The sequence below is a fragment of the Agrobacterium sp. NPDC090273 genome, from assembly GCF_044772305.1.
In the GTDB taxonomy this organism is placed as follows: Bacteria; Pseudomonadota; Alphaproteobacteria; order Rhizobiales; family Rhizobiaceae; genus Agrobacterium.
The window spans coordinates 1,247,743-1,271,314 of record NZ_JBIVYN010000001.1 but is presented as its reverse complement, the minus strand read 5'-3'; the positions used below and the strand labels follow the sequence as shown (position 1 = coordinate 1,271,314).

The following is a 23,572-nucleotide window of genomic DNA, read 5'->3' as shown; positions in this document are numbered from 1 at the left end:
GTCGTTCCCACAGGACTGTGTCGAAGATGATGTTTCCATTCAGAAAACTGGACGGAAGCAGTGGTGCAAACACACGGGAGCCCGTTGTGTTCCACTACGGTGCATGCCGCTTCTTCGCCGGTTGACGCGGCCCGTACTTGGCGTTACGCCTTTGTCATACTTATGTTGCGCATCGCTGGAAAAACTTTCCGTCGCGATCATTCCGGGAGAAACATGTGGCGGACAGGCTGGTAATTGTCGGGGCGGGGCAGGCGGCTTTCGCACTGGCGGCAAAACTGAGGGCTTTAAAAGACCAGCGCCCCATTACCATCATCGGCTCGGAGGATGTTTTTCCCTATCAGCGCCCGCCGCTTTCGAAAAAATACCTGATGGGCGAAATGACCTTCGACCGGCTGATGTTCCGGCCAGAGCAATGGTATGCGGAAAACGATGTCGAAATCCGCCTGTCCACCTGGGTCGAAGAAATCGACCGTGTGGGCAAGATCGTGCGCATGCAGGACGGAAGCTCGCTTTCTTATGGCAAGCTCGTTCTGGCCACAGGTGCCACGCCGCGTCTTCTGCCCGCCAGCATTGGTGGCGACCTTGAGGGCGTTCTGGCGGTTCGTGACAAGCGCGACGCCGACAGGCTGATGCGGGAGATGAAACCGGGCCGCAGACTGCTTGTGATCGGTGGCGGGTACATCGGGCTGGAGGCTGCGGCTGTTGCTCGCAAACTTGGTCTCGATGTGATGTTGATCGAAATGGCGGAGAGAATCCTCCAGCGCGTCGCCGCAAGGGAAACCGCCGATATCATGCGGGACATTCACGTGGCGCACGGTGTTTCGATTCGCGAAAAGACCGGCCTTGTTCGCCTTGTCGGCATGGATGGCAGGGTTGCTGCCGCCGAATTGTCGGATGGTTCGACCATCGATGTCGATTTCGTCATCGTCGGCATCGGTGTCACACCGAACGATCGACTAGCCCGCGAATCGGGAATCGATGTTGGCAACGGTGTCGTGGTCGATGAATTTACCCGTACCTCCGACAAGGACATCCATGCAGTTGGTGATTGCGCCCTCCTGCCGTGGGAAGAGGGTCAGGTTCGGCTGGAATCGGTTCAGAACGCTGTCGACCAGGCAGAGGCTGCCGCGACCGTGTTGGCTGGCACCGAACGCCGTTATGAACCGAAACCCTGGTTCTGGTCGGATCAATATGATGCCAAGCTGCAGATTGCCGGCTTTAATCTGGGCTTCGATGAAACTCTGCTGCGCCCCGGCGTCCGTGAGGGCAGCTATTCCGTCTGGTATTTCCGCCGTGGCCGATTCGTTGCCGTTGATGCGATTAACGACGCCAAAGCCTATGTCACCGGCAAGAAGCTGCTGGAAACCGGCGTAGAGCCGGATCGCGCCATCCTTGCTGATCCATCTGCCGACCTGAAATCATTACTGTCTTGAGGAATCACCATGCCTGCCCCTGAAAACCGTTTCAAAACCGCCATTCATGCCGGTAAGCCGCAGATCGGCCTCTGGCTCGATATGGCGGAGGCGATTACCGCTGAAATCGCCGGAACCTCGGGCTTCGACTGGCTGGTCATTGACGGCGAGCATGGGCCAAACGATCTTCGTAGCATTATCGACCAGTTGCGCGCACTGGCCACATCGCCGGCTGAGCCCGTGGTGCGTGTACCGGTCGGTGAAAGCTGGATGATCAAGCAATTGCTGGATGCGGGCGCGCGCACGCTGCTGGTGCCGATGGTTGATTCGGCCGAGCAGGCGAGCGCACTGGTCAGCGCCATGCATTATCCACCGCGCGGCATTCGCGGTATGGGCGCAGCTGTGGCGCGTGCTTCAGCCTTCAACACGATCACCGATTATGCCGATACGGCATCTGACAATGTGTGTCTTCTGGTGCAGGCTGAGACGAGGGCGGCAATCGCCGATCTCGACAATATCCTTGCGGTTGATGGCGTGGACGGTGTTTTCATTGGTCCGGCGGATCTTGCCGCCGATATGGGATATCTCGGCCGTCTGGACGCTCCGGAAGTGCAGGAAGTCATCGAAGCGGCAATCACCAAGATTGTGTCCTCGGGCAAGGCAGCCGGTATTCTCACCTTTAATGAGACTTTTAACCGCCGTTATCTCGAACTTGGCGCGTCGTTTGTCGCTGTCGGCGCAGATGTGACGGAGTTTGCAGGCGCGCTGCGTTCGCTCTCTGCCCGCTACACGGGTGAAACATCGCCGGCGCCATCCAGGTCGGGATACTGAGCTGACTTATAGTAGTCTGACCGAAGGAGGCATACCCCTCGGTCTTATATTCTAATCGTCGTTACTTGCGTTGAGTTGTTCCGGCGGAATACCTTCTTCGCCGGAGGCGAGATAACCGTGATTGATCAGCGCAGCACGCAGAATGCGCTCGATAGCCTCATCATGGCCAATTCCGTGATCTCTCGCAAAGGCTGAGATTGCTTCTTCGATATCGACGCCAAATTTCATTTTGCCCCTCCGCCCGTCTCGATAGGTCTATACGCGAATAGGCAAGGGAAGTTCTCTCCCCTTGCCGTTTTATTCTAGGCTAGTGCTGATTAGCGCCAGCGGTAGAGGCTGCTGTTGGAAGACTGCTGTTGTGTGCTGGTGCCGACAACGTAACCAATCGCAAAACCGAGCGCGCCGACAATTGTCAGCAAGGACGTCGCTGTCGCGGGATTCTCTTTCACCGCTTCCACGACCTGATGGCCTTGGGTGCGTACGTTCTGCGCCGCCTTGCGAACACGGCCACGTGCTTCGCCGAGCAATTCGGATGCGTCGTCGCCCGCGTCTTCCACGCGAGCCGACACAGCCTTTGAAAGCGACGCGATCTGCGTACGAAGCTCCGCGATCTGATTCTCGATCGTTTCTTCAACAACATTCAGTCTGGTTTGAGCCATGTGAGCACCTCTTTTGTTACCGGTCAGAAAACGCCGACGCCGGCGAAAGGTTCCCTCCTAGCCAAACAAGTTGCACCGCAAGGGCCGTAATGCCGCACCTTTTGTGGATTTTAGGCTTTATATATAGGCATCGAACAGACATGCTGCCTCAGCCCCAGCCACAGCTTTTTCATTCCTTCCGCGAAAAAGCCTTGCATTCATTTTTTATACGCAATAATCAGGCCGCACCGGAGAGGTGGCCGAGTGGTCGAAGGCGCTCCCCTGCTAAGGGAGTATACGTCAAAAGCGTATCGAGGGTTCGAATCCCTTCCTCTCCGCCATTTGGCTCATACGATCTTCTCAGAAGCCGCTTTCCAAATTTTAGAGTTTCCGATGTCGCTTTTTAGCATGGTTGATTTGCTGTGCGACTGAATGCGCGTTTGGGCACGCTCTGGAATTACCTTCGAAAATATCGCGTGACCGAACGGAATGGGAAGGCATCCGCGTTGCTTCCTTTGCGCACGACTCTATCCGGCGTGTGAAGCGAAAAAGGATTTCGTCGAATCGGACTCCTGGATTCGGCATGCACGATTCAGAACGACGCTCGTTTTCCACACCGTTGCCGAATCCTCCGCAGGCCGTCAGTTAATCGAGTGCGGTGCATTTTTCCTATTTGCCAGCAGGAGAACGCGCCGGCGCTTAAAGTGCCGATGCGTGAAAAGGTTATGTTAACTCCGCTAACTAACGGATTCTCAAGGAATTTATTAACTGAACGTAAATCTCTTCGTGTGGCCGCACAATGCTGTGTGTTTTTTGAGCAACAAGGCGAAATGAACCAGCCTGTGAAAATGCGTTTCTCGTCGTTTGTCGATTGCAAGCGCCGGAACGTTTTGTATTTTCACGAATAGAAGCGAGGCGGTGGATCGTTTGGCTTCTAAAAAACACGGGAATGGGGCAGGGAATGCTGTCCTTCAGCGAAAGTACCCAGACCCTTTTTAAACTTTGACTGGAGGTCAACATGAACATCAAGAGCCTTCTGATCGGCTCCGCTGCGGCTCTCGCAGCAGTATCCGGCGCACAGGCCGCTGACGCTATCGTCGCTGCTGAGCCTGAGCCCATGGAATACGTTCGCGTTTGCGACGCATTCGGCACTGGCTTCTTCTACATCCCCGGCACTGAAACCTGCCTGAAGTTCGGCGGTTACGTTCGTTTCCAGACCGACTTCGGCCGCAACAAGTCCGGCACGTCTGACTGGGATTCGTTCACGCGCGCTCAGTTCGAAATCGACACCCGCACCGACACCGAACTCGGCGCTCTGCGTGGCTTCATCGGTTTCCGTGGCAATGCCGATAGCGGCGTAGGCAGCTCGACAGCTTCCTCCAGCGGCAACCTTGGCTCTGGCGTTTTCGTTGATCAGGCGTTCATCGAACTCGGCGGTCTCAAGGTTGGTAAGTTCTATAACTGGTGGGACGACGGTCTCTCTGGTGAGTCTGACGAGCTGTCTTCGAACGCTCTGTTCAACTCTATTCGCTACGTTTACGACGCAGGTTCGTTCTGGGCCGGCGTGTCGGTTGACGAACTTGAAGGCATTTCGCTCGGCAACAGCACGACCGGTTTCTTCAACGAGACCGATAACAACGTTGGTATTTCGGCTGGCGTTGGTGCCAAGCTCGATGCTGTTTCCCTGCAGCTTATCGGTGGCTACGACTTCGACCGTGAAAACGGCTCGATCCGCCTGATCGCTACCGCTGGTATTGGTCCGGGTACGCTTGGTCTTTCTGGCGTGTGGGCTTCTGGCGCGAACGCTTACTACTCGGTCTCCGAGTGGGCAGTTGCTGCTGAGTACGCCATCAAGGCTACCGACAAGCTGACCATCACCCCCGGCGCTCAGTACTACGGTTCTTACGGTCTCGTTTCCTGGGATGACTTCTCGGACAACGATGCTTGGAAGGCTGGCGTAACGGTTGACTACAAGATCACGTCTGGTCTGTCTGCCAAGGTTGCTGTCAACTACTTCGACATCGACAACGGTGACGACCAGGTCACTGGTTTCGTTCGCCTTCAGCGTTCGTTCTAATCTGATCTGACTTCTGTCAGTGAAAGAAGCCCCGGCAGCAATGCCGGGGTTTTCTTTTGAGTTATGAGGCGATCACAAGGCTTGGTGAGTGGATGCGATGGGCGATTCGAGCAACCGGTTGGTACTAAGACATGTCCGTTATTCTGATTCCCTCGCCGTAGAATGTCGAACGTAGGTGGATGAAACGACGTTACTGCGGCGAAAATCCGCAGTGGTTAAACTGAAGACGCGCAGCTAAGGCGCTGAAACGGCTGTTTTATTAATGAAGGATTAAGGCATAACCGGCCGATGGACGGAGTTGTAGCTATTTCGCAACAGCGGAAAGCTAAGCATGCCTTACCGTCTCGCTTCTTTCGTGATTGCGATTGCGTAGCGCGTCGGTTTTGGCTCTAATCACCTTCATAGGCGGCATGCATTTGATTTGTGCGTTCCCACTTGCCGTCTGAGAAATCAGTGTTTTGACTGGAGGTCAATTATGAACATCAAGAGCCTTCTGATCGGCTCCGCTGCGGCCCTCGCAGCAGTATCCGGCGCACAGGCCGCTGACGCTATCGTCGCTGCTGAGCCTGAGCCCATGGAATACGTCCGCGTTTGCGATGCATTCGGCACCGGCTTTTTCTACATCCCGGGCACCGAAACCTGCCTGAAGTTTGGCGGTTATGTTCGTTTCCAGACTAATTTCGGCCGCAATGCTTCGGGTACTTCTGACTGGGATTCGTTCACCCGCGCTCAGTTCGAAGTTGACACCCGCACCGACACCGAGCTCGGCGCTCTGCGTGGCTTCATCGGTTTCCGCGGCAACGCCGATAGCGGCGTAGGAAGCTCCACGGCATCCTCCAGCGGCAACCTCGGTTCTGGCGTTTTTGTTGACCAGGCATTCATCGAACTCGGCGGCCTGAAGGTCGGTAAGTTCTACAGCGAGTGGGATAACGATCTGAACGGCGAAACGGACCTTCTGTCCACCAATACCCTGTTCAACTCGATCGCCTACACATACGACGCAGGTTCCTTCAAGGCTACTCTGTCGGTGGACGAACTCGAAGGCGTAAGCGAAGCTGACAATTCTGTTGGTATCACAGGCGTTCTCGGTGCGACCTTGGGCCCTGTCAGCGCGACCCTCGTAGGCTCCTACGACACCGACTACGAAGAAGGCGCAATCCGCGCAATCTTGTTCGCAGATGTTGGTCCAGGTACTTTTGGCCTTGCTGGTGTTTGGGCATCTGGCGAAAACGGCTACTACACTGAATCCGAGTGGGCTGTTGCTGCTGAATACGCAATCAAGGCAACTGATAAGCTGACGATCACGCCGGCAGCTCAGTACCTGAGCGACTACCAGCTCGAAGACGGTGTTGACGCTTGGACTGCTGGTCTGACGGTTGACTACAAGATCACCGATGGCCTTGCAACCAAGGTTACCGCGAACTACTTCGACGTTGACGGCCAGGACGACGAAGTCACCGGCTTCGTTCGCCTTCAGCGTTCGTTCTAATCTGATCTGACATCTGTCAGTGAAGGAAACCCCGGCAGCAATGCCGGGGTTTTTCTTTGGGCTGGTGTTGATGATTTCATTCGGCATTCGGCCAACAAAAAAGCGCCGGACATGCCGGCGCTTCAGGAAATCAATATTCGTCAAGCGGTCGTCGTTATCCCGAACGACCGTGGCGCAGATCGTCAACAATGTCGGCTTGTTGCCCTAGGCGTGTCTTATAGACCTGATAGTTCTCTATCACCCGTTGCACGTAGTTGCGTGTCTCGGGGAAGGGGATGCGCTCAATCCAGTCCACGACGTCATCGATGTGTTTACCGCGCGGGTCGCCATAGCGGGCGATCCATTCAGGCACCTTTTTCGGGCCCGCGTTATAGGCGATGAAGGTCAGGATATAGGAACCACCGAAGCTTTCGATCTGTTCGCCGAGATAATGCGCTCCAAGCGTGGCGTTGTAGCCGGCATCGCTTGTCAGTCTTGCCTGCGTGTAGGGCAGACCGTGACGGCCAGCCACACCTTTTGCTGTGCCGGGTAGCAACTGCAGCAAGCCGCGTGCATTTGCGGGTGAAACTGCGGCCGGATTGAAGGCGCTTTCCTGTCTGGCAATGGCATATGCCAATGCCTTTCCGGAGCCCGCGATGTTGGCGCTGGCAGGAATGACACCGAGCGGGTAGGCGAGGGCAGCCGCATCGATGCCACGGCTGAAGGCCGTCTTGCCGATTTGCAACGACACTTGATGATTGCCGTTGCCTTCCGCCCGTGCGGCAAGAATGGCAAGTTCGCCGGGGCTGTCGAGTTGATCGGCGAGTGCGCGATAAAGGCTGTCGGCCCGCCAGCCATATCCGGCAGCTTCCAGCCTGTCTATGGCGCGGACCGCTTCACGTCCTGCAAAACGCTGTCGGTCTGCACCACTTGGCGATGGGTAGGTGACATTGAGTGTTTTGACACCGATCCGCGCCGCAGCAAGCTGGCCATAGAAGGTGCCGGGATGAGCGGCGGCCTTGCTGAAAAAGTCACGTGCGTCGCCCGGCCCACCGCGTTCTGCAGCGCGACCGAGCCAATAATAGGCCCTTGATGCCGAGAGGGGCCGGTTTGATGCCTGCAGCAGCGCGGAGAAATGTCGTGCGGCGGCAGCAGGCTGGTTCAGCGCTCGTAGCGCATACCAGCCGGCATGAAATTCCGCGTCGGCAATATCCACGGCGGACGCCGCGGAATGATTGGCGACGATACGGTAAGCGCGCGGAAATTCGCCGAGATCGGCAAGACCGCGTGCAATGATGCGCCGCTCGTTCCACCATTCGCCCGGATTGACAAGTGTCGCCCGATCTTTCGGCGCCTGTTCGAGAAGCGCTGCCGCTTCCGTGTATTTCTGCTGGTTACGGAAGTTCTCAACCCGCGCAAACAGATAGGCTGCGTCGCTACGCAACGATGCGTCGACGGATTCAAGCAGAGCGCTTGCATTGCCGGAACGCTGCAACACTGCGGCCCAGGCTCTATAAAGAGACTGTGCGTTGCCGAGATCGCCGAAGCGTTTCGCCTGGCTGATTCGGCTGCGGTACATCAGGTAGTCCATGCGCGCTTTATGGTCGGCGGGCGTGAAGTAACTGGAAAACTGGCCAAGCACCCGGTCTTCCATGTCCTTGTCCATGCCTTCGCTGACCCAGAGCTGGCGAAGAAGACGTTGTGCTTCCGTTGTTTTACCAGAGGCGGCGAGAGCTTGAGCAAGTGCAACCGTACCTTCGGCTGTCTCCGGCCGGCTGCTGCCGAATGCGGAGATAACCTGTGCAGCGGGAGGGTTCTCGCGGTAGAGGGCGCGTTCGGAATTGGCGCGCAAGGTGGCAACACCAGGCCAGCCGGACAGTTCGCGTTCGGCGGCAGCGATTTCTGCGGAAGGCACATCCCTCTGGCCAGAAACAGCGATTGCCCAGGAAAGTATGTGTCGGTCGAGGCTGCCGGAGGACATTGCGTTGCGAATGGAAAGTGCCCGCGTAGTGTCGCGGCTTGAAAGCGCGTCGAGACCTGCCTTGAGGTCGGCGACGTCCTGTGGACGGTTAAGTCGAGGTATCGCACCGGTAATTTCCGGTGTGGCGGGAACGAAGGCGGGGATCGTGGGGGCGTCCGGTTTTACGTAAGGAAGCGGTGCGACCGCGCCTTCCGGCAACGGTCCAGCCTGTACGCTCCAGACGGTCGCCGCGAGGCTCGCCGTCAACAATCCCAGAACTGTCTTTTTCATGGTGCTTTTCATGATGTGACGGAGTGAGTGGACCGGTGTGCGTTTATTGCTTCATTAACGGAAATTGACCTTAACGAACCCTTACTTTTGATGGGGCGGTTGCATCAACTTTTATTCATTGCCTCGTTATTGCCGCTTGCCTTGTCCGCGCTCTCCCGCTTTATGTGCTTGCAGTCCGCAAGGCGGCATTTCGTCGGTGTTTTCGGACGAAATCGCCTTCCTTTGCGCTTGTCGGCTTCAAGGGCTGGCACTAATGTGTGCGGGTTTTAACCATCGAATGCGGCCGAAGCATGAACCGCTCGGCGCCAGGAGTTTTGCATGTTCAAGGGATCCATTCCCGCCCTCATTACCCCGTTTACGGACGATGGCGCCGTGGACGAACAGGCATTTGCCGCCCATGTGGAGTGGCAGATCGCTGAAGGCAGCAACGGTCTTGTGCCTGTGGGCACGACGGGGGAATCTCCGACCCTGTCCCACGACGAGCACAAACGTGTTGTCGAGCTGTGCATCGAGGTAGCGGCGAAACGGGTACCGGTCATCGCAGGCGCCGGATCGAACAACACGAATGAAGCGATCGAGCTTGCCCAGCACGCCGAAGAGGCTGGCGCGGATGCGCTTCTGGTTGTTACTCCGTATTATAACAAACCGACCCAGAAGGGGCTTTTCGCACATTTCTCGGCTGTTGCCGACGCGGTGAAACTGCCGATCATCATCTATAATATCCCGCCACGTTCGGTGGTCGACATGTCTCCTGAAACGATGGGCGCGCTTGTCAAAGCGCACAAGAACATCGTTGGCGTCAAGGATGCGACCGGCAAGCTCGACCGTGTTTCCGAGCAGCGCATTTCCTGCGGCAAGGGGTTCGTCCAGCTGTCCGGTGAAGACGGCACGGCACTTGGCTTTAACGCCCATGGCGGCGTTGGCTGTATTTCTGTAACGGCAAACGTCGCCCCGCGTCTCTGTGCAGAATTCCAGGCGGCAATGGCGGCTGGCGACTATGTGGCAGCTTTGGAATATCAGGATCGTCTGATGCCGCTGCACAAGGCCATTTTCATGGAACCCGGTGTTTGCGGTACAAAATATGCGCTGTCGCAGACCCGTGGCGGCAACCGCACTGTTCGCTCCCCACTGATGAGCTCGCTGGAGGCATCTACCGAAGCGGCTATCGATGCAGCGCTGAAGCATGCCGGCCTGACAAACTGAGGCAGAAAATAGAGTAAGGCGCGCAAGCGACTGCTTCTGATGTGGAGCTGTCGAGCGCGCCTTTTCTTTTCGCCGCGACGATACTAAATAGAATGCATGCACCCGCTTCCGGTGGAAAATCGCAGGCGCAATAAGAAGAACAAGGGATTGAAGGATCATGGCCCCCAAAGGCAGCCAGCGTGTGGTGAAGAAGATCGTTGCGGAAAACCGCAAGGCTCGCTTCAACTATGAAATCATCGACACTTACGAAGCCGGGCTCGTCCTGACGGGGACTGAGGTGAAATCGCTTCGCGAAGGCAAGGCGAATATCGCTGAATCCTATGCGTCGGATGAGGGCGATGAAATCTGGCTCATCAACTCGCATCTGCCGGAGTATCTTCAGGCCAACCGCTTCAATCACGAACCGCGCCGTCGTCGCAAGCTGCTTCTGAACAAGCGCGAGATCAATCGTTTGCGTGCTGGTATCAACCGCGAAGGCATGACGCTGGTGCCGCTGAAGATCTATTTCAACGATAGTGGACGGGCGAAGCTCGAGCTGGCTTTGGCAAAGGGCAAGAAGCTGCATGACAAGCGCGAGACGGAAAAAGAACGCGATTGGAACCGGCAGAAGTCGCGTCTTCTTAAGGGTGGCTAAACCGATCAGTCCCTCACGTTCACAAACAAAAAAGCGGCGCTCCATGCGCCGCTTTTTTTGAGTGCTTGTTTGGAAACCTGCGTCTCCTCAGGCCGCTCGATAATATGGCGCGGTATAACCGGCAGAAGACGATACGTTAAAGCGCGCGACGAGTGCGGCAAGATTGGCGCTGACATCACCCAGATTATGGGTCGCCGCATTGGTTTCTTCTACCATCGCCGCATTCTGCTGCGTCAGATGGTCCATGCTGTTGATGGCCGCGCTGATTTCCTGAATGCCCATAGACTGCTCCTGCGCCGCCTTCGTCAGCGAAGCAATGTGCTCATTGATGCTGTCGACCTTGTTGCCGATCGTGTTCAGCGATTCTCCGGTCTTGTTGACCAGCGAAACGCCCTGCATGACGTCAGCAGAGGATTTGGCAATCAGTGTCTTGATTTCCTTGGCTGCTGTGGCCGAGCGCTGCGCCAGTTCGCGCACTTCCTGGGCAACAACGGCAAAACCCTTGCCGGCCTCGCCGGCTCGCGCCGCCTCAACGCCCGCATTCAGCGCCAAGAGGTTGGTCTGGAAAGAGATTTCATCGATCACGGCAATGATCTGGGTGATTTTCTGCGAAGAGGTTTCGATGGCGCTCATGGCGTTGACGGCCTCCATCACGACTTCGCGGGAACGTGCGGCCTCGACGGCCGAGCTCTCGACCATCACCTTTGCTTCTTCAGAACGCTGTGCCGACAGCCTGGAAATGGTGGTGATTTCCTCGACGGCGGCGGCTGTTTCCTCAAGTGCCGCAGCCTGCTGCTCCGTGCGGCGGGCCATGTCGTCGGTTGCTGACGTCAGTTCCTGGGTGTTGCCGGAAATCTTGTTCGCTTCATTGACGATCTGCGAAAAGGCATCGGAGAGGTTGCCAAGCGCAGTGTTGAAGCTCGCCATCAGGCCTTCGAACTGAGGTGCGGTTTTTTCCGTAATGGTCGATGTCAGGTCGCCATTGGCAAGCTTGGCCAACGCGTTGTTCAGAAGCTCGAGAATATGATCTTGCTCCTGCTTCATTTGCACCTGTTCGGCTTCGACTTTCTGTCGTTCGGCGGCGAGTGCCTCAAGATAGACGGAGATGGAATAGTCCATGTCGAGAAGGGCGGCCTTGACGGTGACTGTAAGCGCGTCCTTGAGCTTTCTGGCCTTCTTTTCCGCGAAGATGCCCTTCAGTTCGGATTCGATGACAGATTTGATAATGCCTTCCAGAACAAGGGCGTAACCGCCGATGTACCAGCGGGGTTCGAGGCCGAGTTTTGCGTGGGTGCGACCAATTGCCGTGACAGCCTGGGTATAGCTGTCATCGAACGTGCCGCTGGCAATCCGCGACCAATGCTTCACCTGCATGCTTTTGGCGTGCTGGATATGCGCTTCGCTTGAGAAGAACTTCGCTGTTTCGGGGACAGCACGCGCTTTGGCGTAAAATGCATCAAGCGATGCATCGAGAGAGCCGGTAATGACGCCTTTCAAACCCGCCAGCGTCTGCCGCTGCTCGCTGCCGAGCCCCAGAAAATCCAGTCTTTCGCCGAGTTGTTGATTGGTCTTTATTTGGCCGGTCATGTCGATAATCCTGATTTGGTGCCCGTCACCTGAGCGGCACCGTTAACCGGACTAAGACATCACTATCGTTAACCAAGATATAATTTCGAATATACTGAATTGACGTTTGTCATCTTTGGAGCAAATTTTGCCAGATCGGCAAAGTAGAACACGGTGATCGCGCAAAGAAAAAACGCGCCCATCTTTCGATGGACGCGTTTTGTTTGTTTTGGCGTTTCGCCGAAATCACATCGTTTCCGGGCTTTCTGCGTGACGGGCAGGGCGCTCGTTCGGATCGCGGCCAATCTCTGCCTTCAGCGTCATAAGATCGATGAAGTGGTCAGCCTGTCTGCGCAAATCGTCGGCAATCATGGCGGGCTGCGTTGCCATCGTCGATACAACGGAAACCTTGCGGCCCTTGCGCTGAAGTGCATCGACGAGAGTGGTGAAGTCACCGTCGCCCGAGAAGAGAACGAGATGGTCGACAGTCTCGGATTGCTCCATGGCGTCGACGGCAAGCTCGATGTCCATGTTGCCCTTGATCTTGCGGCGACCGAGCGCATCGGTGAATTCTTTCGCAGGCTTTGTCACTACTTTGTAGCCGTTATAGTCTAGCCAGTCGATCAACGGACGGATCGACGAATATTCCTGGTCCTCAATGAGGGCCGTATAATAATAAGCTCGCAACAGGTAACCGCGCTTTTGAAACGCTTTCAGAAGCTTGCGGTAGTCGATATCGAATCCCAGGCTTTTCGAAGCTGCATAAAGATTGGCTCCATCGATGAAGAGCGCAATTTTCTCCCGTGGATCGAACATTCCATCCCATTCCTTATTTGGAAGGCCATTACTCTGGCTTTTCTCATCCGGCCGCGAAGCGAAAAATGCGTTTTCTCAACTTTGACGCATGCCGTTGGATTTTAAGTAAGCTACCTTCCCGCGTATTCCAAGACAATTCTCATAGACAATTTTTTCATCAGGCGCCAAAATCGACAATTAAAGTGACATAAGACGCCAAATTCAGGAAAAACTTGAATTCCGTGGCCAATGGCTGTATCGGAACCGTTAATCCGCGACATAACGACCCGTAAAGGACAGGCAATGGCCCGCGTCACAGTAGAAGATTGCATTGATAAAGTAGACAACCGTTTTGAGTTGGTCCTTCTCGCCAGCCATCGTGCGCGCCAGATTTCCCAGGGCTCCGCTATCACGATTGACCGCGACAACGACAAGAACCCGGTTGTTGCGCTGCGCGAAATCGCCGACGAAACACTGTCGCCAGACGATCTCAAGGAAGACCTCATCCATTCGCTGCAGAAGCATGTGGAAGTTGACGAGCCGGAGCCCGATCCGGTGACGCTGGTTGCCTCTGCCGTTGCTGATGGCGAAGACGAGGACCTGCCGGAAACCATCAACTTCGACCAGATGTCTGAAGAAGAACTGCTGGCCGGTATCGAAGGCCTTGTGCCGCCGGAAAAGAACGACGACTATTGATAGCAATTATGATGGGATTGGCAGGCGCCGGTTACGGTCTGTCAATCTTTCCCGTCATAATCTGATCCCTATTGATGCAGCATTGTGCGCTGACCTCGCGGTTGGCGCGCTTTCTTTTTGTGGAATATCGCATGATGCGGCAATACGAACTCGTTGAGCGGGTTCAAAAATATAAACCGGATGCGAATGAGGCCCTGCTGAACAAGGCCTATGTCTACGCCATGCAGAAACACGGCCAGCAAAAGCGGGCCAATGGCGACCCCTATATTTCGCATCCGCTTGAAGTTGCCGCTATCCTGACGGAAATGCATCTGGATGAATCGACCATCGCGGTCGCGCTGCTGCATGACACAATTGAGGATACCACCGCCACGCGTGCGGAGATCGATGAGCTTTTCGGTGAAGACATCGGCCGTCTCGTCGAAGGTTTGACGAAACTCAAGAAGCTCGACCTCGTTACCCGCAAGGCGAAGCAGGCTGAGAACTTGCGCAAGCTGCTTCTCGCCATTTCCGATGATGTCCGTGTCCTGCTGGTTAAACTCGCCGACCGCCTGCACAACATGCGAACCATGGAATACATGCCTGCCGACAAGCGCAGCCGTATTTCCGAGGAAACGATGGAAATCTATGCGCCGCTTGCCGGCCGCATGGGTATGCAGGATATGCGCGACGAGCTGGAAGATCTGTCCTTCCGCTATCTCAATCCCGAAGCTTACGAGACCGTCACCAACCGCCTGCAGGAACTGGAAACCCGCAACGAAGGCCTGATCAAGAAGATCGAGGACGAACTGCGCGAACTGCTCGTTGCGAACGGTCTGTCCGGTGCAGCCGTCAAGGGACGCCAGAAAAAGCCCTATTCGGTGTTCCGCAAGATGCAGTCGAAGTCGCTGTCCTTCGAGCAGCTTTCCGACGTCTACGGTTTCCGCATCCTGGTCGATGACATCACGGCTTGCTATCGTGCGCTCGGCATCGTGCACACCCGTTGGCGTGTCGTCCCGGGTCGCTTCAAGGATTATATCTCGACGCCGAAGCAGAACGACTATCGTTCGATCCATACCACCATTGTCGGCCCGTCGCGGCAGCGTATCGAACTGCAGATCCGCACAAAGCGCATGCACGAGATTGCCGAATTCGGTATCGCTGCACACGCGCTTTACAAGGATGGCGAGAACGGGGAGGGGGATCTTCTCTCGCCGGAATCCAACGCCTATTCCTGGCTGCGCCACACCATCGAATCGTTGGCCGAAGGCGACAGCCCGGAAGAGTTTCTGGAGCATACAAAGCTCGAACTTTTCCAGGACCAGGTGTTCTGCTTCACGCCCAAAGGCAAGCTCATCGCTTTGCCACGTGGCGCGACCCCGATCGACTTCGCTTACGCGGTGCACACCAACATCGGTGACACGACGGTCGGAGCCAAGATCAACGGCCGGATCATGCCGCTCGTGACGCGCCTGAACAATGGCGACGAAGTCGAAATCATCCGCTCCGGCGTGCAGGTGCCACCAGCCGCGTGGGAAGAGGTTGTTGTCACGGGTAAGGCCCGTTCCGCGATCCGCCGCGCGACACGCATGGCAATCCGCAAGCAGTATTCGGGTCTGGGTTACCGTATTCTGGAACGCACGTTTGAGCGCGCCGGCAAGCCTTTCTCGCGTGAGGCATTGAAGCCGGTTCTTCATCGTCTGGCGCAGAAGGACGTTGAAGACGCGATTGCTGCCGTCGGTCGTGGCGAGGTGTCGTCTCTCGATGTGCTGCGCGCGGTTTATCCCGATTATCAGGACGAGCGCGTTACCGTGAAAATGACCGGCGACGACGGCTGGTTCAATATGCGCAGCGCCTCCGGAATGGTCTTCAAGATTCCCGGCAAATCCCGCTCGGTTCTCGAGGACGACGGTGCAGCGGAGATGCTCGATGGTCCCGATCCCTTGCCGATTCGTGGCCTGTCCGGCAATGTCGACGTGCATTTCGGGCCTGCCGGCGCGGTTCCGGGCGATCGCATTGTCGGCATCATGGAAAAGGGCAAGGGGATCACCATCTATCCGATTCAGGCGCCAGCGCTTCAGCGCTTCGATGATGAACCGGAGCGGTGGATCGATGTGCGCTGGGACCTGGATGAGGCAAACAAGTCGCGGTTCATGGCCCGTATCCTGATCAATGCGTTGAATGAGCCGGGTACGCTGGCGTCTGTGGCGCAGTCGATTGCAACGATCGACGTCAACATCCGAACACTGAACATGATCCGCATCGGTACGGACTTCTCCGAACTGGCGCTCGACATCGAAGTGTGGGATTTGCGCCAGTTGAACCAGCTTCTGTCGCAGCTCAAGGACCTTGATTGCGTCTCAACGGTCAAACGTGCCTTCGATTGAGGCATTCATAGACGAAAGATTGAGCAGAAAGGCCGCTGCTATGCGTTTAATGCATGGCAGCGGCCTTTTCCTGTGTCTGGTCCGAAACGCGGTTTGAAACTATCTTCCTTTCAGAAATTGAAGACACGACAAGCGGCGTGCCGGTGGAGTTCCACTGATGAGAAACGCCATGTCACAAACCGAAAGGACCGAAAATCATGTTTACTCCGCTTCGCAAGTTCGCCCGTGCCGTTCGTGGCAAGACCACCCAGGAACGCGAATTCGAATATCTCAGCGGTTCGGTATCGAACGTTGACCTCGAATTCCGTCAGCGCGAAATCGATCGCGGCCTGTTCCGTAAGTAATGCATTTCATGCATGGCAGATCTTCGCCGTGCAGATAGTATGAGGGCGCGCGGCTTTTCGCGCGTCTCCGAGCCTATTGGCTGTGCCGCGGCGATGAAATAGACTTGGCTCATGTTGTTTCGCCGCCGTGATCCCGTTGGTTTCTCCGATAAAGTCCGCGACCTTGTGTGGCCGCGTTCGGGTTTCAGCCGTTCTCTTCGTTATATGAAGCTGCGCCTGTTGCGGTTATCGGCGTCGCCCTATTCCGTCGCTTCGGGTGTGGCGATTGGGGCAGGTGTCGCGTGGACGCCCTTTCTCGGGGTCCATATCATCATCGCCATGGCGCTCGGCTTCATTCTGCGTGCCAATCTGGTTGCTGCGGCACTCGGTACGACCCTTGCCAACCCGCTGACATTTCCCTTCATCTGGGCGTCGACCTGGGAGCTGGGCCACGTTCTCCTTGGACGGGAGCGGGCTGAAAGCGCATCCCATGTCGATTTTGCCGCGCTGTTCAGCCATCTCGAATTCCGCCAAATATGGAAGCCGGTATTGGAGCCGATGATCGTTGGTGCCGTGTTGCCGGCACTCATCACCGCCGTGGTTGCCTACGTCACTGTTTTCAGCCTCATTCGCGGTTTCCGTCGCCGGAAAATCGAAAATCTGGCGCAGCGTGCTGCCAACCGCAACGCATCTCTGGAGTTATTGAAATGATCATCGGTATGGGCAGCGATCTTATCGACATCCGCCGCGTTGAAAATTCGCTGAACCGGTTCGGTGAGCGCTTCACTCACCGTTGCTTCACTGACATCGAGCGCGCCAAATCCGATGGACGAAAAAACCGTGCCGCGTCGTATGCCAAACGCTTCGCCGCCAAGGAGGCCTGTTCGAAGGCGCTTGGAACAGGGCTTGCTAATGGCGTTTTCTGGAAAGATATGGGTGTCGTCAATCTGCCGGGTGGAAAGCCGACAATGGCGCTGACCAATGGTGCGGCAAAAAGGCTTGAGACGATGCTGCCGGCTGGTCACAAGGCCAACATTCACCTTACAATCACGGACGACTACCCTTACGCTCAGGCATTTGTGATTATCGAAGCCCTTCCTGTTAGCGGTTAAGCCATATTGCCGTTCTATTTGCGGCCGTATGACGGAAGCGCTTCCCTTCGGGCTGGAAAGGCTCTAGAGAAGTCCCTCGAAATGCGAAAGTGTTTTCAGGTGGAATGGAAACCGGCTTCCCGGCTGGAACCGCAACAGAATGGTTCCTGCTGACGGGGAAATCCGGGCAACAATAAGACAGGTCTTTAAGTGTCCGAAAAAACTGAGAAGAAGCAGAACGCTCTCTGGGAAAACGTCAAGGTCATCGTCCAGGCGTTGTTGCTCGCCATGGTCATTCGCACCGTTCTCTTTCAGCCCTTCACGATCCCGTCCGGCTCCATGATGCCGACGCTTCTGGTGGGCGATTACCTGTTCGTGAACAAGTTCTCTTACGGCTATTCGAAATACTCGTTGCCGTTCTCGCCGAACCTGTTCTCCGGTCGTATCCTGCAGTTCTCCGAACCGAAGCGCGGTGATGTCGTGGTGTTCCGTCTGCCGCCGAACCCGGAAGTCGATTACATCAAGCGCCTTGTTGGCCTGCCGGGTGATCGCATCCAGGTGACCAACGGCGTGCTGTTCATCAACGGCCAGCCTGTTCCGAAGCAGCCGGATGGCGTGTTTACGTCGGACTATCGCGCTGATCCGGGCGCAAACGTTCCGGTATTCCGTGAGACACTCGACAATGGCGTAACTTACGACACACTGGACCAGTCGCCGGATAGCCGTGGGGATAACACCCGCGAATTCGTGGTGCCTGAAGGTCATTACTTCATGATGGGCGACAATCGCGACAATTCGCTCGATAGCCGCTTCGATGTTGGTTTCGTACCGGCAGAAAATCTGATCGGCCGCGCCAGCGTCATCTTCTTCTCGCTGGGCAATGACACACCGTTCAGCCGCATTTGGGAATGGCCAGCCAACATGCGTTGGGATCGCCTCTTCAAGGTTGTGGAATGAGTAAGAGCAAGCCGCTTTCAGTCGAGGAAATCTCCCGGCTGGAGACGTTGATCGGATATCAGTTCAAGGAAAAGGCCCGGCTCGACCGGGCCTTGACCCATGCCAGTGCGCGCTCCGGCACGACCGAAAATTATGAGCGGCTGGAGTTCCTCGGAGACCGCGTTCTCGGTCTCAGCGTTGCCGAACTTCTGTTCTCCACCTTCCGCTCTGCAACGGAAGGTGAGCTGTCCGTCCGTTTGAACCAGCTCGTCAGCGCTGAGTCCTGTGCCTCCATTGCCGATGAAATGGGTCTCCACCTGTTTATCCGCACTGGCGCGGACGTGAAGCGACTGACCGGCAAGGCGATGCTGAACGTGCGCGCTGACGTGGTGGAAAGCCTGATTGCGGCGATCTATCTCGATGGCGGGCTGGAAGCAGCTCGTGGGTTTATTCTGAAATTCTGGCAGGGCCGTGCAACCCGCGTTGACGCAGGACGTCGCGATGCGAAGACCGAGTTGCAGGAATGGGCCCATGCAAGATTTTCCGTTACACCTCTTTATCGGATTGACGACCGCTCCGGTCCGGATCACGATCCACGTTTCACGGTGACCGTGGAAATACCGGGCGTAAAGCCGGAAACGGGTGTAGAACGTTCCAAGCGTGCAGCAGAACAAGTGGCTGCGACCAGGCTTCTGGAACGCGAAGGTGTCTGGCAGAAGGCCGACACAAAAAACTGAGCGCACAGAAGAGCCTTGAGGGCGACTGTGCTGAATACCTCTGAACCTGAATGGACATCATGACTGATCTCGAGAACCCTGCCGTATCCGGCGATGACAATAACCTTCCGACCCGTTCCGGCTTCGTGGCGTTGATCGGCCCGACCAATGCGGGAAAGTCGACGCTGGTCAACCGGCTGGTTGGCGCCAAGGTTTCCATCGTCAGCCACAAGGTTCAGACGACGCGCGCCGTGATGCGCGGCATCGCCATTCACGACAACGCCCAGATCGTGTTCATGGATACGCCCGGCATCTTCAAGCCGCGTCGTCGGCTCGATCGCGCCATGGTCACGTCCGCTTGGGGCGGTGCCAAGGATGCTGATGTCATCCTGCTTTTGATCGATAGCGAACGTGGTCTGAAGGGCGACGCCGAAACCATTCTGGAAGGTCTGAAGGACGTTCCGCAGAAGAAGATTCTTTGCCTGAACAAGATCGATCAGGTGAAGCGTGAGGATCTTCTGAAGCTCGCCGCTGCGGCGAACGAAATCGTTGCCTTTGATCGCACCTTCATGATCTCCGCCACCAACGGTTCCGGTTGCGAGGATCTGATGAACTACCTGGCCGCCGCTCTGCCCGAGGGCCCTTGGTATTATCCGGAAGATCAGATTTCCGATCTGCCGATGCGCCAGCTTGCTGCCGAAATTACCCGCGAAAAGCTGTTTTTGCGCCTGCATCAGGAACTGCCTTACGCTTCCCACGTCGAGACTGAAAAGTGGGAAGAGCGCAAGGATGGTTCGGTCCGGATCGAGCAGGTGATCTACGTCGAGCGTGAAAGCCAGAAGAAGATCGCTCTTGGCAAGGGTGGCGAGGCGATCAAGTCGATCTCGTCTGCGTCTCGCAAGGAGCTTGCCGAAATCCTCGAGCAGCCGGTCCACCTCTTCCTGTTCGTCAAGGTGCGTGAAAACTGGGGTGATGATCCCGAGCGCTTCCGCGAGATGGGGCTGGAGTTCCCGCGCAACTGATATCTCCGCTGATCTCTCGGGAACCGGAACACCTCCGGCTGGGTTGTTACTGACATAAGTTTCAACCTTTCCCGATAGCGGATATTCATGTCGCCCAAAAAACCGAACGGCATTTCTACAACCCCCTGTCAGCACTGTCCCTTGCGGGATATCCCGCATTTCAGGGACTTCTCTTCCGCCGAACTGGATTTCGTTTCCCGCTTCAAGACGGGCGAGCTTGCGGTTGAGAGTTCATCGGTCATTCTCATGGAAGGATCGCACAGTGCACACCTCTACACGGTGCTGCACGGCTGGGCCTTCCGTTACAAGACACTGGAAGACGGCAGGCGTCAGATCCTGAACTACGTGCTGCCCGGCGATCTCGTCGGGCTGCAGGGAACGGTAATGGGCGAGATGCAGCATTCCGTGGAAGCGCTATCTCCGGTTACGCTCTGTGTGTTCGAGCGCTCGCGTCTCAACAGCCTTTTTACCGATCATCCAAGCCTTGCCTATGATCTGACCTGGATAGCGGCAAGTGAGGAGCGGATGCTGGACAGCCACCTGCTGAGCGTCGGCCGCCGTACCGCGCTGGAGCGGGCGGCCTACCTGATTGCGTTTCTGTATCGCAAGGCGAAAGCGGTCAATCTCATGAACGGAGACACGCCCATCCCCGTGACGCAGCAGCATGTCGCCGATACGCTTGGCCTGTCCATCGTTCACACCAACAAGACGCTTCGCAAGCTTGCAGATCGTGGCCTGATCCGCTGGACGGACAAGGGCTGTCTGGTCCTGGATGATGCAGGACTTGCCGAAGAGGCTGGATGGGACGACGACGGAAAAAGCCTCCGGCCATTCATCTGATTGTTTTACGACATGTCTTTTTTAAATGACGTGGCTGTCTCAATTTGCGAAATCTGCGGTGATCTCGCATCGCGTAAATGCGCGGTGACAGTCATAAAGCGTCCGCCTGGCGGGCTTTATCATTTGGAAAGAAAAAGACATGGTGCCGCAGCGGGTTGTCATCGTTGAGGATGAATATCTGGTGGCGCTCGATATCGAAGCCGTTCTCCAGTCCCTCGGAATAGAAACGATCGTGATCGCGACCACCTTGGCGCAGGCGCAGAACGCCGTGCAGACCGAGCGTCCCGACTGCGTGCTTCTTGATGTCAGCCTTTCCGATGGCAAAAGTTACGACTTTGCCCGCAGTCTTCGAAGCGATGGCGTGCCGTTCGGTTTTGTCAGTGGCTACAGCGACACGAGCGGATTTCCCGAGGATCTCACGCACGCGCCACTGCTCGGCAAGCCGTTTGGCGAAAACGACATCGCCATTTTCATCGAAAAGATCACCGCACCGGCGTCGTGAACCGTAACGTTTTCTCGCCATATCGGTTATGATCGGCTGAATCGAAATTCGGACGACTTCTCTATGCAGTGGCAGGACGAGGCAATCATTCTGGGCGTAAAGCGCCACGGCGAGACAAGTGTGATCGCCGAGGTGATGACTCGCTCGCGTGGCCGCTATCTTGGAATGGTTCGTTCCGGCCGGTCGCGCAGCATGCAGCCGGTGCTTCAGGCGGGCAACAGGGTGGATGTCGTCTGGCGTGCACGTCTGCATGACCATCTCGGTGAATACCGCATCGAACCGCTGCAACTGCGTGCGGCGCAACTGATGGAAACCGCAACAGCGGTCTATGGCGTTCAGGCCATGGGTGCCCTGTTGCGGCTTTTGCCCGAGCGAGACCCGCACCCGCATCTCTATCAGGCTCTGGATGTCATTCTCGACAATCTTCATGATCCGGCCGATGCCGGTGAGCTGTTCGTGCGGTTCGAACTGGCTGTATTGAACGACCTCGGTTTCGGGCTCGATCTTGCCGAATGCGCTGCAACCGGTTTGCGGACCGATCTTGTCTACGTATCGCCGAAAACGGGCAGGGCGGTGTGCCGTGCAGCCGGCGCTCCCTATGCCGAGCGCATGTTGGCGCTTCCTGCATTTCTGAGTGAAGAGCAGTCAGAGGCGGCCGATTGTGAAAGTCTTGCCGCTGCATTTCGGCTGACCGCGCATTTTCTCAATCGGCATGTTTATGATCCGCGTGGCCTCAACGAAAACGCCGCCCGCGACGGTTTCGTGCAGGCGGCGCTGAAAGCGCTGCAGCGTAAGACCGCGCCGCCCACATTCGAGAAGGCGGGATAAGCCAAGCGCGTGACGACGAGGGGTCAAGCTATTGCGGGCCGCGGTGCCGGCCGTTCCTGGATGGGCCAATGAACGATGGCGGCAAAGATGCCCATGCCGACGCCAAGCCACCAGACGAGGTCGTAGGAGCCGAGCTTGTCGTAAAGGAAGCCGCCCAGCCAGACGCCGAGGAACGAGCCGATCTGGTGCGACAGGAACACCACGCCGCCGAGCATGCCCAGATGCCGCGTGCCGAACATGATCGCCACGAGCGCATTGGTTGGCGGAACGGTGGAGAGCCATAGAATGCCCATCACGGCGGCAAAGATCACGACGGTAAGCGGCGTCTGCGGCAGAAGCAGGAACGCGGTCACGGCGACCGAACGGGCAATATAGATATAGGCCAGCAGGTAAGGCTTGGAATAGCGCTGTGCGATCACGCCGGCCGCCAACGAACCGATGATGTTGAAGAAGCCGATCAGCGCCATGGCGATGACGGCATAACGTGCCTCGATACCGATATCGCCGAGATAGGCAGGGAAATGCGCGGTGATGAAGGCGACCTGAAAACCGCACACGAAAAAGCCGGTCGTCAGCAATAGATAGCTTTTGTGACCCAGGGCTTCTTTCAGCGCCTCGCCAGCCGTCTGCTGGAACTGTGACTGGGATTGCGTGCCGGAAGACGAGTTGCCACGCATCGGCCAGGCGAGCAGCGGCACGAGCAGCATCATCGCAGCAAGCCAGACCAGGCTGTCTGACCATCCATAGGTCGAAATCAGTCCCTGACTGATGGGGGCAAACAGGAACATGCCTGCCGAGCCGGCAGCGGTGCCGATACCGAAGGCGAAGGACCGCTGCTGCGGTGTGACATGCCGGGCGAATGCTGAAAGGATGACGCTGAAGGAGCCCGCCGCGATGCCGAGACCCACCAGCACACCGCCACCGAAATGCAGCCAGAACGGTGAGGTGCCGAAAGACATGCAGACAAGACCGGCGGCGTAGAGAACCCCTGACATCACCAGCACCCTGCCGGTGCCATATTTATCGGCCATTGCGCCGAAAAACGGCTGCCCAAGGCCCCAGAACAGGTTCTGAAGCGCCATGGCGAGACCGAAGGTCGAGCGGTCCCAGCCTGTGTCGGCCAACATCGGCAACTGGAAAAAGCCCATGGCGGAGCGCGGGCCGAAGGTCATCACGGCGATCAGCGATCCCGCGATGATGATGAGCCAGGGCATGCTCTGGCGCGCAGCTTGTGACATAGGGACCCCTCCCAAGGCAGCGCTGCGCAGGTGATTGCATGCGCAAGAAAAGCTGCGGATTTCAGCAGTATTGGAAGAATTATTATCGTCTGTCGGGTTGTCTCACCAGACACTTTTCTTGACAGGCTGCATCAATGTC

At 56.7% G+C, this 23,572-nt stretch carries 23 protein-coding genes and 1 tRNA gene; 18 read left to right on the top strand and 6 right to left on the bottom strand.

What is annotated here, in order from left to right:
- Positions 1-215: 215 nt before the first annotated feature.
- On the top strand, positions 216-1,433 hold the full coding sequence (locus ACIQT8_RS06310) for an NAD(P)/FAD-dependent oxidoreductase (protein ID WP_400964287.1): 1,218 nt from the start codon (positions 216-218) through the stop codon (positions 1,431-1,433).
- Positions 1,434-1,442: 9 nt separating this feature from the next.
- On the top strand, positions 1,443-2,243 hold the full coding sequence (locus tag ACIQT8_RS06305) for an aldolase/citrate lyase family protein (protein ID WP_400964285.1): 801 nt from the start codon (positions 1,443-1,445) through the stop codon (positions 2,241-2,243).
- A gap of 51 nt (positions 2,244-2,294) precedes the next feature.
- On the opposite strand, the gene ACIQT8_RS06300 is transcribed toward ACIQT8_RS06305, so the two are convergent.
- Both ACIQT8_RS06300 and ACIQT8_RS06295 read right to left on the bottom strand, forming a co-directional pair.
- Positions 2,295-2,471 carry a hypothetical protein gene (locus ACIQT8_RS06300; RefSeq protein ID WP_178340562.1) on the bottom strand — a complete coding sequence of 59 codons (177 nt, stop codon included), beginning with the start codon at positions 2,469-2,471 and terminating at the stop codon, positions 2,295-2,297.
- A gap of 89 nt (positions 2,472-2,560) precedes the next feature.
- Positions 2,561-2,902: a hypothetical protein gene (locus ACIQT8_RS06295; RefSeq protein WP_138795767.1), complete on the bottom strand. Its 342-nt coding sequence runs from the start codon at positions 2,900-2,902 to the stop codon at positions 2,561-2,563.
- A gap of 229 nt (positions 2,903-3,131) precedes the next feature.
- Between ACIQT8_RS06295 and ACIQT8_RS06290 the strand changes: the two genes are divergently transcribed.
- The 3 genes from ACIQT8_RS06290 (at position 3,132) to ACIQT8_RS06280 (ending at position 6,447) form a co-directional block, all read left to right on the top strand.
- Positions 3,132-3,222 (top strand) — tRNA-Ser (locus ACIQT8_RS06290).
- A gap of 677 nt (positions 3,223-3,899) precedes the next feature.
- Positions 3,900-4,958 (top strand): porin, encoded by a 1,059-nt coding sequence (locus ACIQT8_RS06285; RefSeq protein WP_400964283.1) that lies wholly within the window; start codon positions 3,900-3,902, stop codon positions 4,956-4,958.
- A gap of 475 nt (positions 4,959-5,433) precedes the next feature.
- A complete protein-coding gene (locus ACIQT8_RS06280) occupies positions 5,434-6,447 on the top strand; it encodes a porin (RefSeq protein ID WP_400964281.1) in 1,014 nt (337 codons plus the stop codon).
- Positions 6,448-6,601: 154 nt separating this feature from the next.
- Here ACIQT8_RS06280 and ACIQT8_RS06275 read toward each other — a convergent pair whose 3' ends face one another.
- Entirely contained in the window at positions 6,602-8,677 is a 2,076-nt protein-coding gene (locus ACIQT8_RS06275; protein WP_400964279.1) for a lytic transglycosylase domain-containing protein, read from the bottom strand.
- 318 nt (positions 8,678-8,995) lie between these two features.
- Between ACIQT8_RS06275 and dapA the strand changes: the two genes are divergently transcribed.
- Positions 8,996-9,880 carry a 4-hydroxy-tetrahydrodipicolinate synthase gene (dapA, locus tag ACIQT8_RS06270; RefSeq protein WP_262525101.1) on the top strand — a complete coding sequence of 295 codons (885 nt, stop codon included), beginning with the start codon at positions 8,996-8,998 and terminating at the stop codon, positions 9,878-9,880.
- A gap of 157 nt (positions 9,881-10,037) precedes the next feature.
- A complete protein-coding gene (gene smpB, locus ACIQT8_RS06265; protein ID WP_138795763.1) occupies positions 10,038-10,514 on the top strand; it encodes an SsrA-binding protein SmpB in 477 nt (158 codons plus the stop codon).
- An 87-nt stretch (positions 10,515-10,601) separates the two neighbouring features.
- Here the strand turns inward: smpB and ACIQT8_RS06260 are convergent, their stop codons facing one another.
- Together ACIQT8_RS06260 and ACIQT8_RS06255 are read right to left on the bottom strand one after the other, a co-directional pair.
- Positions 10,602-12,101, bottom strand: coding sequence for a methyl-accepting chemotaxis protein (locus ACIQT8_RS06260; protein WP_400964277.1), 1,500 nt, complete (start codon positions 12,099-12,101; stop codon positions 10,602-10,604).
- 225 nt (positions 12,102-12,326) lie between these two features.
- On the bottom strand, positions 12,327-12,896 hold the full coding sequence (locus tag ACIQT8_RS06255) for an NYN domain-containing protein (protein WP_138795761.1): 570 nt from the start codon (positions 12,894-12,896) through the stop codon (positions 12,327-12,329).
- A 282-nt stretch (positions 12,897-13,178) separates the two neighbouring features.
- Between ACIQT8_RS06255 and rpoZ the strand changes: the two genes are divergently transcribed.
- The 11 genes from rpoZ (at position 13,179) to recO (ending at position 22,195) form a co-directional block, all read left to right on the top strand.
- On the top strand, positions 13,179-13,571 hold the full coding sequence (gene rpoZ / locus ACIQT8_RS06250; RefSeq protein WP_400964275.1) for a DNA-directed RNA polymerase subunit omega: 393 nt from the start codon (positions 13,179-13,181) through the stop codon (positions 13,569-13,571).
- Positions 13,572-13,702: 131 nt separating this feature from the next.
- Positions 13,703-15,937 carry a bifunctional (p)ppGpp synthetase/guanosine-3',5'-bis(diphosphate) 3'-pyrophosphohydrolase gene (locus tag ACIQT8_RS06245; RefSeq protein WP_138795759.1) on the top strand — a complete coding sequence of 745 codons (2,235 nt, stop codon included), beginning with the start codon at positions 13,703-13,705 and terminating at the stop codon, positions 15,935-15,937.
- 197 nt (positions 15,938-16,134) lie between these two features.
- The gene (locus ACIQT8_RS06240; protein ID WP_138795758.1) at positions 16,135-16,281 is read left to right on the top strand and encodes a DUF3563 domain-containing protein; all 147 of its coding nucleotides are present in this window, start codon (positions 16,135-16,137) and stop codon (positions 16,279-16,281) included.
- 111 nt (positions 16,282-16,392) lie between these two features.
- A complete protein-coding gene (locus ACIQT8_RS06235; RefSeq protein ID WP_138795757.1) occupies positions 16,393-16,971 on the top strand; it encodes a DUF2062 domain-containing protein in 579 nt (192 codons plus the stop codon).
- Entirely contained in the window at positions 16,968-17,372 is a 405-nt protein-coding gene (gene acpS / locus ACIQT8_RS06230) for a holo-ACP synthase (protein ID WP_138795756.1), read from the top strand. The genes ACIQT8_RS06235 and acpS overlap by 4 nt, the downstream gene beginning before the upstream one ends.
- 189 nt (positions 17,373-17,561) lie before the next feature.
- A complete protein-coding gene (gene lepB, locus ACIQT8_RS06225; RefSeq protein ID WP_400964273.1) occupies positions 17,562-18,308 on the top strand; it encodes a signal peptidase I in 747 nt (248 codons plus the stop codon).
- Positions 18,305-19,024, top strand: a complete 720-nt coding sequence (rnc, locus tag ACIQT8_RS06220; protein WP_138795754.1) for a ribonuclease III — start codon at positions 18,305-18,307, stop codon at positions 19,022-19,024. The genes lepB and rnc overlap by 4 nt, the downstream gene beginning before the upstream one ends.
- A 50-nt stretch (positions 19,025-19,074) precedes the next feature.
- The gene (gene era / locus ACIQT8_RS06215; RefSeq protein ID WP_400964271.1) at positions 19,075-20,025 is read left to right on the top strand and encodes a GTPase Era; all 951 of its coding nucleotides are present in this window, start codon (positions 19,075-19,077) and stop codon (positions 20,023-20,025) included.
- An 87-nt stretch (positions 20,026-20,112) separates the two neighbouring features.
- Positions 20,113-20,865 carry a Crp/Fnr family transcriptional regulator gene (locus tag ACIQT8_RS06210; protein ID WP_138795752.1) on the top strand — a complete coding sequence of 251 codons (753 nt, stop codon included), beginning with the start codon at positions 20,113-20,115 and terminating at the stop codon, positions 20,863-20,865.
- Between the two features lie 139 nt (positions 20,866-21,004).
- Positions 21,005-21,367 carry a response regulator gene (locus ACIQT8_RS06205; RefSeq protein WP_138795751.1) on the top strand — a complete coding sequence of 121 codons (363 nt, stop codon included), beginning with the start codon at positions 21,005-21,007 and terminating at the stop codon, positions 21,365-21,367.
- A 63-nt stretch (positions 21,368-21,430) separates the two neighbouring features.
- Positions 21,431-22,195, top strand: a complete 765-nt coding sequence (gene recO, locus ACIQT8_RS06200; protein ID WP_400964268.1) for a DNA repair protein RecO — start codon at positions 21,431-21,433, stop codon at positions 22,193-22,195.
- 23 nt (positions 22,196-22,218) lie between these two features.
- Here the strand turns inward: recO and ACIQT8_RS06195 are convergent, their stop codons facing one another.
- The gene (locus ACIQT8_RS06195) at positions 22,219-23,433 is read right to left on the bottom strand and encodes an MFS transporter (protein WP_262525116.1); all 1,215 of its coding nucleotides are present in this window, start codon (positions 23,431-23,433) and stop codon (positions 22,219-22,221) included.
- Positions 23,434-23,572: the final 139 nt, after the last annotated feature.

Excerpts from the sequence above, each read along its gene's own strand:
- rpoZ (WP_400964275.1), top strand. The coding sequence starts at position 13,179 with ATGGCCCGCGTCACAGTAGAAGATTGCATTGATAAAGTAGACAACCGT.
- ACIQT8_RS06275 (WP_400964279.1), bottom strand. The coding sequence starts at position 8,677 with ATGAAAAAGACAGTTCTGGGATTGTTGACGGCGAGCCTCGCGGCGACC.
- ACIQT8_RS06255 (WP_138795761.1), bottom strand. The coding sequence starts at position 12,896 with ATGTTCGATCCACGGGAGAAAATTGCGCTCTTCATCGATGGAGCCAAT.
- ACIQT8_RS06240 (WP_138795758.1), top strand. The coding sequence starts at position 16,135 with ATGTTTACTCCGCTTCGCAAGTTCGCCCGTGCCGTTCGTGGCAAGACC.
- rnc (WP_138795754.1), top strand. The coding sequence starts at position 18,305 with ATGAGTAAGAGCAAGCCGCTTTCAGTCGAGGAAATCTCCCGGCTGGAG.
- recO (WP_400964268.1), top strand. The coding sequence starts at position 21,431 with ATGCAGTGGCAGGACGAGGCAATCATTCTGGGCGTAAAGCGCCACGGC.
- era (WP_400964271.1), top strand. The coding sequence starts at position 19,075 with ATGGACATCATGACTGATCTCGAGAACCCTGCCGTATCCGGCGATGAC.
- ACIQT8_RS06260 (WP_400964277.1), bottom strand. The coding sequence starts at position 12,101 with ATGACCGGCCAAATAAAGACCAATCAACAACTCGGCGAAAGACTGGAT.
- ACIQT8_RS06280 (WP_400964281.1), top strand. The coding sequence starts at position 5,434 with ATGAACATCAAGAGCCTTCTGATCGGCTCCGCTGCGGCCCTCGCAGCA.
- ACIQT8_RS06235 (WP_138795757.1), top strand. The coding sequence starts at position 16,393 with ATGTTGTTTCGCCGCCGTGATCCCGTTGGTTTCTCCGATAAAGTCCGC.
- ACIQT8_RS06245 (WP_138795759.1), top strand. The coding sequence starts at position 13,703 with ATGATGCGGCAATACGAACTCGTTGAGCGGGTTCAAAAATATAAACCG.
- smpB (WP_138795763.1), top strand. The coding sequence starts at position 10,038 with ATGGCCCCCAAAGGCAGCCAGCGTGTGGTGAAGAAGATCGTTGCGGAA.
- ACIQT8_RS06300 (WP_178340562.1), bottom strand. The coding sequence starts at position 2,471 with ATGAAATTTGGCGTCGATATCGAAGAAGCAATCTCAGCCTTTGCGAGA.
- dapA (WP_262525101.1), top strand. The coding sequence starts at position 8,996 with ATGTTCAAGGGATCCATTCCCGCCCTCATTACCCCGTTTACGGACGAT.
- acpS (WP_138795756.1), top strand. The coding sequence starts at position 16,968 with ATGATCATCGGTATGGGCAGCGATCTTATCGACATCCGCCGCGTTGAA.
- ACIQT8_RS06195 (WP_262525116.1), bottom strand. The coding sequence starts at position 23,433 with ATGTCACAAGCTGCGCGCCAGAGCATGCCCTGGCTCATCATCATCGCG.
- ACIQT8_RS06210 (WP_138795752.1), top strand. The coding sequence starts at position 20,113 with ATGTCGCCCAAAAAACCGAACGGCATTTCTACAACCCCCTGTCAGCAC.
- ACIQT8_RS06285 (WP_400964283.1), top strand. The coding sequence starts at position 3,900 with ATGAACATCAAGAGCCTTCTGATCGGCTCCGCTGCGGCTCTCGCAGCA.
- ACIQT8_RS06205 (WP_138795751.1), top strand. The coding sequence starts at position 21,005 with ATGGTGCCGCAGCGGGTTGTCATCGTTGAGGATGAATATCTGGTGGCG.
- ACIQT8_RS06295 (WP_138795767.1), bottom strand. The coding sequence starts at position 2,902 with ATGGCTCAAACCAGACTGAATGTTGTTGAAGAAACGATCGAGAATCAG.
- ACIQT8_RS06305 (WP_400964285.1), top strand. The coding sequence starts at position 1,443 with ATGCCTGCCCCTGAAAACCGTTTCAAAACCGCCATTCATGCCGGTAAG.